Below are 601 nucleotides of genomic sequence, written 5' to 3' on the forward strand. Positions count from 1 at the left end.
CATCTGCATATGCCAAAAATTCATTTCTAATATTCCTCGTATTTGTTTGCCCAGCTTTCAGGCAGCCTGAAAAGTGCAGGCTGTTTTTTTTACGGCTTACCTGTCCACTTCCCCGAATACGATGTCTTGCGTGCCGATGATGGCAACGACGTCGGCCAGCATGTGGCCTTTTGCCATTTCGTCCATGCCTTGCAGATGGGCGAAGCCGGGTGCGCGGATTTTCAGGCGGTAGGGTTTGTTTGCGCCGTCTGAAATGATGTAAACGCCGAACTCGCCTTTCGGATGTTCGACAGCGGTGTAGGTCTCGCCCTCGAGAACGTGCATACCTTCGGTAAAGAGTTTGAAATGGTGAATCAGGTCTTCCATACCTGTTTTCATTTCGGTACGTTTGGGCGGAGCGAATTTGTGGTTTGTGGTAATGACCGGACCCGGATTAACACGCAACCACTCGGAACATTGTTTGATGATGCGTACGGATTGACGCATTTCTTCCATACGGCAGAGGTAGCGGTCGTAGCAGTCGCCGTTGATGCCGACGGGGATGTCGAAATCCATTTTGTCGTACACTTCGTAAGGCTGTGTCTTACGCACGTCCCATTCC

General features: G+C 50.7%; 1 pseudogene. It reads right to left on the minus strand.

From position 1 onward, the window contains the following. Positions 1 to 96: 96 nt before the first annotated feature. Positions 97 to 601, minus strand: a pseudogene (locus ACTHUM_RS17680) (NADH-quinone oxidoreductase subunit D); the annotation flags it as partial.

This window comes from Neisseria sp. P0021.S006, from assembly GCF_051956895.1.